Raw genomic sequence first — 7,962 nt, 5'->3', positions numbered from 1 at the left:
CGCGAGATCTGCGTCGACTGCTACGAGGACAAGCTGCGCCAGGCCGAGACGCCCCGGGCGGCACAGCCCCCCGCCGGCAACGGCAACAAGCCCAAGACCGCCCCAAAGGCCGCCGCCCCCGCAGCCCGTCCCGCCCGAAAGGGCGCCGCGCCGCGCGCCGCGAAGCCTGCTGCGTCCGCACCGGCCACGGCTTCGAACCGCGCCCGGCGCAGCGCGTAGGCTCTGCGCCTCCAGCCCGGGGCCCCGGGCCCCCTGAAGCGATGAGACCACCCTAGAGGAGCGACGATGGGCCCCGAAAAGAAACCCAAATCGATCAACAGCCTGGAATCCATATACCCGCTGCGTTCCCGGGTCGACGCTTCCTACAAGAAGAGCGTCGAGGCGATAGCCGAGGGCAAGCCGACCGTGTGGAGCATGGCCAACTGGTGGCAGGGGGCACCCGTCCTCAAGGCCATGGACGTCGAGGTCGTCTATCCAGAAAATTACGGCGCCGTGTGCGCCGCCTCGGGGGCAGCCGCGCGCTACCTGGAACTCTCTGACGCGGCGGGTTTCCCGACGCACCTGTGTGGTTACGCCCGCAACAACTACGGGTACACCCATCGGATGATGCGAGAGACCGGGGGTCAGATTCCCCCCGAGGCGCCCATGGGAGGGATGCCCCAGCCGATCCTGCTGGTGGCCTCCGACATCATCTGCGACGCCCGGTACAAGTGGTTCCAGGGGCTCGGACACTTCTTCGACGCCCCCGTCTACACACTGCAGATGCCCATTCCCGGTGTGAAGGAGTTCTTCCAGCCGGGGGTCTACGAGAGCTGCGTAAAACTCGCCACGGAGAACACGCGGGAGTTCATCCGGTTCGCCGAGCGCCTGCTGGGCCGGCGGCTGAGCATGGATCGCCTCGAAGAGGTCGTGGCGGACATGATCGAGATGAACCGGGTCTGGTACGAGGTCAACGAGCTTCGAAAAGCCTGTCCAAGCCCCATGCACTCTCGCCATTTCTGGTCCGGCATGCCGGCATCTCTGTATCTCTTGGGTGACATCAAGTCGGCCATCACCGAATACCACGCCTTGCACGCAGAGCTCACGGCCCTGATCGCCCAGGGCAAGGGGGCGGTCGCCCACGAGAAGTACCGGCTCGGCTTCGCCGAGCTGCCGCCCTGGCACAGCCTGAAGTTCTTCGACATCCTGGCGGAGCGTGGTTGGAACTTTGTAGTGGAGAGCTGGGCGTATCACCCGCCCATCCCGATGGACCTGTCGCACGTGAGCGACCCCGTGGAAAAGATCGCGCGCCACGGGCTTCAGTTCAACACCGGATACTACAAGTATGCGGTCGAGGACAACTGCGACTTCGGCTACATGGGCTACCCATATATCTATTGGGCCAAGGAGTTCAAGATCGACGGGATGTTCATGCATCCATTGGTTACATGCCGCAGCACATCGACCCATCTGGGCTTCGTCCGAGAGACGCTCCAGAACAAGCTTCACGTACCCAGCTTGTGGGTCGAGGGCGACATCGTCGACTTCACGCTCTTCGATCCGGACGATGCCCTGCGCAGGGCGGAGGCCTTCGAGGAGAGCATGGAGCACCACCGCGAAAAGCGGCGCAACGCCGGCCTGGACTGGTAATCCATTTTCGAGAAGAAGGGACGACCCACATGGCAAAATCGGGGCTGACGAGGGCAAGGGAGATCCTTGTGTCGCGAAAGGAGGGGGCTCTCGCGCGAAAGCAGGCCGGAAGAAAGGTGGTGGGCTACCTGTCGGTGCATGTACCTCTGGAGATCGTCGAGGCGTTCGGGATGGTGCCGTACCGGATCCTCGGCGACATCCGGGAGCCCGTGACGGAAGCCGACCGGGGGCTGCCCGCCGCCTTTTGCCCCTACATGAGAAGCGTGCTCGACCTGGCGCTGAAGGGCCGGTTCGACTTCCTGGACGGTTTCGCCATGGCCCATCCGTGCGACGCACAGGAGAAGACGGTACGAGTGATCTCGTCGATGGTGGGCTTCCCCTTCACGCACTTCATCGACGTCCCCTCCACCGCGCACGGCTACGCCATCGAGTACTTCCGCACCCAGATCGAGAACTTCTGCGCCCAGATGAGCCGCTACAGCGGCCAGCCGTTCTCCGAGCAGAAACTCCGGGAGGCCATCCACGCCTACAACCGGCAGAGAGCGCTCGTGAGGGAGCTTTACGACCTCAACCGAGCCGATCCTCCCGCCCTCTCCGGTCGGGACACTCTGGATGTCATTCTCGCCGTCCAGAGCCTGCCGGTGGCAGAGAGCGTGGAGCTCTTGCGGGAAGTGATTGCCGAGGCGAGGGACCGCCGCGAAGGGCGCCCGCAGACAAGGCCCCGTACGCTGGTCTGGGGCAGCGTCATCGACGACGGCGCGTACCTCGACGTGATCGAGGCCGGCGGCACCAACGTGGTCATCGACGACCTGGACGAGGGAACGCGCCCCTATCAGACAGACGTGGAGGTGAACGGCGACCTCCTTTCCGCCCTGGCGAACAAGTACCTGGTGGGAGTGCAGACGGCCCGGACGTTCGTGGACAAGGGGCAGAACCCGCTAAAGAAGGACCACATCGCGGACCTCGGGGCCCGCTACGACCACCTGGGGCGCTTCATCGACAGCTGGAAGGTGGACGGGGTAATCCTCCTCTCCGTGCGCTTCTGCGACCCCCACGGCTACGAGCTCGTGGACGTGATGGACTACCTGCGCCACCTGGGAACTCCCTTCACCTACGTGGAGCACAACTACTCGGCCGGAGCCCTCGCTCCGCTGCGGACCCGGATCGAGGCCTTTGTCGAGACCCTCGACTGATCGGGGGTCCTGCGTGTACTTCGCCGGCATCGACATCGGCTCGACCTGGACGAAGGCGATCCTCATTGACGAGGGCGCCGCGATCGCCGGCAAGGTCGTCCAGGAGACCGGCCCGGAGCACCGCAAGCTCGCCAACCGGGTCGTGGAGCAGCTGCTCGACGCAGCCGGGATCTCCATCGACGACGTGGCGTACCTCGTGGCCACCGGTTACGGGCGGGTGAACGTGCCCTTCGCGGACAAGCACATCACCGAGCTCACCTGCCACGCCACGGGGGTGGCCTACTTCTTCCCGTCGGTGAGCTCGGCGATCGACGTGGGCGGCCAGGACGCCAAGGCTCTGCGCATCCACGAGGGAAAGCTCGTCAACTTCGTGATGAACGACAAGTGCGCCGCGGGTACCGGCCGGTTCCTCGAGGTCCTCGCCGACACGCTGGGGCTGGGGCTGGGGGAGCTCGGGCCCCTGTCCCTCGAGGCGACGGCCCCCGCGGGCATCGCGAGCATCTGCACGATCTTCGCCCAACAGGAGATCGTCGCCCGCCTGTCCTCAGGCGAGTCGATCGAGAACGTGGTGGCCGGAGTCCACGAAGCCATGGCCGGCCGCACTGCCCGAATGGCGCGCTCCCTGGGCATCGACGGCGAGGTCGTGCTCACCGGCGGAGTGGCGAAGAACATCGGCTACGTGCGGGCCGTAGAGCGCCAGCTCGGGCGGCCCGTGCGTGTGCCCGAGGACAGCTTCATCACGGGGGCCCTGGGCGCAGCCCTCCTCGCGCAGCGCAAACACGCCGCGATTGCCCGGGAGGACCGTCGGCCCAGAGCCCGCACGCTGGCCGAGGCGCGCTTCTACGATTAGCAGGAGGAACCATGGGCTGGGACCTGGGCGTCGACCTGGGAGCGTATTCCTGCAAGGTCGTCCTGCTGGGCCCGGACGGCCCCGTGGGCTGGCTCGCGGTCCCCTCCGGAACCCACTACACCAGGACCGCCCAGGAGGCCGTGGAACGCCTCCTGGCAGCCAACCAATTGACGCTCCGGTCCGTCCGGGCGGTGGTGGCCACCGGAATCGGCGCTCCGCAGATCGATTTCGCCGACTCGGTGGTCGGGGACGTGATCTGCACGGCCCGGGGCACCGCCGCCGCGGCGCCGTCGGTGCGCACCGTGATCGACATCGGCTCCCAGGCCACCCGGGTGGTCTGGCTCGACGAGGTCGGCCGAGTGGCCCACTTCTCCTCCAACGAGAAGTGCGCCACGGGCAGCGGCCGCTTTCTCCAGGTCATCGCCAACGTACTCCGGGTCCGGCTCGAAGACGTCGGCGCGCTCTCCCTCCAGTCCACCCGGCCCGTGACCTTCACGACCGGCTGCGCCGTCTTCGGCGAGTCGGAGGCGATCACGCGGGTGAGCGAGGGAGTGGCCCGGGAAGACATCCTGGCCGGCGTGCACCGCGCGTTGGCCGAGAAGATCGGCAGCCTCGTACGCACCCACGGCGCCAAGCCGGAATGCGCCGTGAGCGGTGGCGGCGCCCTGGACGTGGGACTCCTGCGGCAACTGGAGAGCCACATGGGCACCTCGCTCCGGGTCCTGGACAGGCCCCAGATGGTGGGGGCCCTGGGGGCCGCCGTTCTGGCAAGCCGTCTCGCCGAGCCTGGGACCGACGCGGCCAGCGCCGCGGTCCAGCGCCGGCCGGCGCGAAGGGCCGCGGCCGCGGAGACCCGTCCCAGAGCCGTGCGCCTGCCCCCGTCACCCGCACGGGAGAAGGCCGCGGAGATCCGAAACGAGCGCGCCAGCCGATCCGGCAAGGCGAAACCATCCCCACGAGGAGAGACCCCATGAAGATGTCCGATTGTGTAGCCCTGGTGACCGGCGGAGCCTCCGGGCTCGGAGAAGCGACCGTCAGGAAATTCGTCGCCAAGGGGGGCCGAGCCGCGATCCTCGACTTGCAGGAGGAGCGGGGGAAGTCTCTGGCCTCGGAACTGGGTGCCTCGGCCGTCTTCGCGAAAACCGACGTGAGCTCGGAGGACAGCGTGGCGGCCGCCCTCGACCGGGTCCTGGCCGCCTTCGGACGCGTCAACGCCGTCGTGAACTGCGCCGGGATCGTCACTCCGGGCAAGGTCGTGGGCAAATCCGGCCCCATGGCGCTCGCCCAGTACGAGCAGGTCCTTCGGGTCAACCTCGTGGGCACGTTCAACGTGATTCGCCTGGCCTCCCAGAAGATGCTGGGCAACGATCCCAACGAGGAGGGAGAGCGGGGCGTGATCGTCAACACCGCGTCCGTGGCGGCGTACGAGGGGCAGATTGGGCAGGTATCCTACAGCTCGTCCAAAGCCGGGATCGTAGGCCTGACCTTGCCGGTGGCGCGGGAGTTCGCGGACGCAGGGATTCGCGTCGTGACCATCGCGCCGGGCCTGTTCGAGACGCCCATGTTCGGCGCGCTGCCTGCCCCCGCGCGGGAGGCCCTCGCCCAGATGACGCCCTTCCCGCGGCGGCTCGGCCGGCCCGCGGAGTTTGCGCGCCTCGTCGAGGCCATCGTCGAGATCCCCATGCTCAACGGCACCACCATCCGCCTCGACGGCGCGATCCGGATGCGGGAAAAGTAGGGATCCTGATCGAGGAGGAAGCCGATGCCCGACGCGGTGAGGTGGGAACGACACAACGGGGTCGCCCACATCTTCCTGAACTCCCCTCCGGCCAACGCCATGAGCCCCGAGCTCATGGCGCAGTTGGACCGGGCCGTTGCCGAGGTGGGCGACGATCCGCAGTGCCGTGCAGTGGTGTTTCGGAGCGAAGTCCGCAAGGTCCTCATGGCAGGGGCGGACCTCAAGTACCTGCTGAGCCTGGACGAGGCCGCATTTCGCCGGTACATCGCCGACGCTCAGGGGGTCTTCGGCCGGATCGAGCGCCTGCCCCTGCCGACCATCGCGGTCGTAAGCGGCCACGCGCTGGGGGGCGGCTGCGAGTTCACGCTCTGTTGCGACTTTCGCTACATGGCCGACGCCGGAGCCCTCATCGGCCTGCCGGAAGTGAAGTTGGGGCTGCTGCCCGGCGCAGGAGGAACACAGCGGCTTCCCCGGCTCATCGGGCGCGCCAGGGCCACCGAGCTCCTGTTGCGGGGCAGTACCCTGACGGGACCGCAGGCCCTCGCCATCGGACTCGTCGACCGGGTGTTCCCGCCCGAAGTCCTCCTCGCCGAGAGCGTCGGGCTCGCGGAGGAGCTCGCGCAGGGGGCGACGCGGGCGATTGCCGAGATCAAGGCCTGCCTGCGCGCCCCCGCCGACGAGCCCTGCCTTACGGGCCAGGCCCGGGAGCTCGACGGCATCACCCGGTTGTTTGCGCACACCGAGGACGCGCGGGAAGGCATCCGGGCGTTCAGCGAGAAGCGGCCGCCGGTCTATACCGGGAGATAGTGTCCCATCGGCGTGCGGTCCGGCCTGGAGCAACCGCCGGCGGGCGGACCGCGCCGGCGGAGCGCAAGGCAAGACCCCGCACAACCCAGAGGAGACGCAGATGAAACTTGCACGGCCCGTGTACCTGGCTGGCGCCGCGATCACGCCGTTCCTCGGGAAGGGCAATCCAGCCTTCGTGATGAAGGGCCATCCCGACTTCGGACGTCGGGAGAACCCGAGCCTCGAGGATCACCTGACGGGCGCGATTCGCCAGCTGATCGCGCAGTACATGCCCGATCCGACGGTGGTGGACCGGGGATACGTGGGGAACTTCGCTGGAGAGCTCTTCTCCAGCCAGGGGCATCTCGGAGCCATGGCCTCCCGCGCGGACGCCCGGCTGGAGGGCAAGGGGTTCGCCCGCCTCGAGGCGGCGTGCGCATCGGGCGGAACCGCGCTCGTGGCCGGGCTGGACGCCATCCAGGCCGGGGTCGACGTGGTCCTGGTGGCGGGCGCCGAGGTCCAGACGACGGTGCGCGCCCGCGAGGGAGCGGACTTCCTGGCCCGCGCCTCCCACTACGCGACCGAGCGCTCCTTCGACGAGTTCACCTTTCCCGCCATCCTGGCGCGGCGGGCCAAGGCGTACAAAGAGGCCTACGGGATTGCCGATCGAGACCTGGCCCACTTTGCCGTAAAGGCCTTCGCCAACGCCAACAAGAACCCCCTGGCCCACATGCACGCGGTCACCATGTCCCTCGACCGGGCGGCTACGGCCAGCGACGCGAACCCCAACTTCCTCCAGAATCCCCAGGTCCGGGACCACCTGAAGGTGAGCGACTGCTCCCAGGTAACCGACGGAGCGGCCGCGGTCGTGCTCGCGAGCGAGGCGGGGCTGGCCAAGCTGGGCAGGCGCCGGAACCAGTGCGCCGAGGTCCGCTCCTACGGTTTTGCGACCAACCCCCTCGGCAAGGTGACGAACCTCCTGTGCCTGGAGACGGTGGCGGCCGCCGTCGGCGAGGCCCTTGGGGATGCGGGCATCGGCCCCGGCGACGTGCAGGTGGCCGAGGTCCACGACTGCTTCACCATCGCCGAACTGCTCATGTACGAGGCCATCGGCTGGGCCGCGCCGGGCAAGGGAATGGAGCTGATCCTGTCGGGCCGCACCGGCCTGGGGGGCGACATCCCGGTGAACACGGGGGGCGGCCTGATCGGGTTCGGGCATCCGGTGGGGGCCACCGGCGTCAAGCAAGCCGCCGAGATCTTTCGACAGATGAAGGGCCTGTGCGGCGCGTACCAGCTTCCCCGCATACCCCGGGTCGGCCTCACCGCCAACATGGGAGGCGACGACCGCACCGTGGTCTCCCTGGTCCTTCGAGACGCGGAACACTGATCCCGAACCTCCCGGGCCGGCACATCCGTCCGCCCCGGGAGGCCTCTCCCCACATCCTCTCTCGCCGCGGGAACGTGCGGTTCTTCGCGCCCGCCCCGCTTCCCGGCGGCCTTCATCGCCCCGCCAGGGGAACGGCCATCGCCTGAAGGCCGTGGCCTCCACCACGGCCCGCGCGCCTTCGGCGTGCCGAAGGCGCCCCCCGGAGTTGTGCCCCATCGCACGAAGCTGTCGCAGGGTGAGGCGTTGTGAGCCGGGTGTTGCGCGGTAGTACAAACACCATCTCGTTTGCGGGGGCGAGGGGGAAGGCTTGGAAGACGGGCCCCGCGGGGTTTGCGCGCCGGCGCCCCGAAAGGGTCACGGCGTCGTCTCCTGGCACAGG

8 protein-coding genes are annotated in these 7,962 nt (G+C 68.3%); all 8 read left to right on the top strand.

Annotated elements, in window-relative coordinates; all coding sequences use genetic code 11:
- Window positions 1–219 (top strand): hypothetical protein (locus AB1578_19885; protein MEW6490154.1); only part of this gene is annotated, 219 nt, incomplete at its 5' end.
- A gap of 66 nt (window positions 220–285) precedes the next feature.
- A complete protein-coding gene (locus AB1578_19880; GenBank protein MEW6490153.1) occupies window positions 286–1,629 on the top strand; it encodes a 2-hydroxyacyl-CoA dehydratase family protein in 1,344 nt (447 codons plus the stop codon).
- Between the two features lie 68 nt (window positions 1,630–1,697).
- Entirely contained in the window at window positions 1,698–2,822 is a 1,125-nt protein-coding gene (locus tag AB1578_19875) for a 2-hydroxyacyl-CoA dehydratase family protein (protein MEW6490152.1), read from the top strand.
- 13 nt (window positions 2,823–2,835) lie between these two features.
- Window positions 2,836–3,672 (top strand): acyl-CoA dehydratase activase, encoded by an 837-nt coding sequence (locus tag AB1578_19870; GenBank protein MEW6490151.1) that lies wholly within the window; start codon window positions 2,836–2,838, stop codon window positions 3,670–3,672.
- Between the two features lie 11 nt (window positions 3,673–3,683).
- Window positions 3,684–4,646, top strand: a complete 963-nt coding sequence (locus tag AB1578_19865) for an acyl-CoA dehydratase activase (GenBank protein ID MEW6490150.1) — start codon at window positions 3,684–3,686, stop codon at window positions 4,644–4,646.
- A complete protein-coding gene (locus AB1578_19860) occupies window positions 4,643–5,410 on the top strand; it encodes an SDR family NAD(P)-dependent oxidoreductase (protein MEW6490149.1) in 768 nt (255 codons plus the stop codon). The genes AB1578_19865 and AB1578_19860 overlap by 4 nt, the downstream gene beginning before the upstream one ends.
- Before the next feature lie 24 nt (window positions 5,411–5,434).
- Complete coding sequence (locus tag AB1578_19855; protein ID MEW6490148.1) at window positions 5,435–6,217, top strand: enoyl-CoA hydratase/isomerase family protein; 783 nt, start codon at window positions 5,435–5,437, stop codon at window positions 6,215–6,217.
- A gap of 100 nt (window positions 6,218–6,317) precedes the next feature.
- Window positions 6,318–7,583 carry a hypothetical protein gene (locus AB1578_19850; GenBank protein ID MEW6490147.1) on the top strand — a complete coding sequence of 422 codons (1,266 nt, stop codon included), beginning with the start codon at window positions 6,318–6,320 and terminating at the stop codon, window positions 7,581–7,583.
- The last annotated feature ends 379 nt before the right edge of the window (window positions 7,584–7,962 follow it).

This window comes from Thermodesulfobacteriota bacterium (assembly GCA_040756475.1).
In the GTDB taxonomy this organism is placed as follows: Bacteria; Desulfobacterota; Deferrisomatia; order Deferrisomatales; family JACRMM01; genus JBFLZB01.
This window is presented reverse-complemented; position numbering and strand designations above follow the sequence as displayed.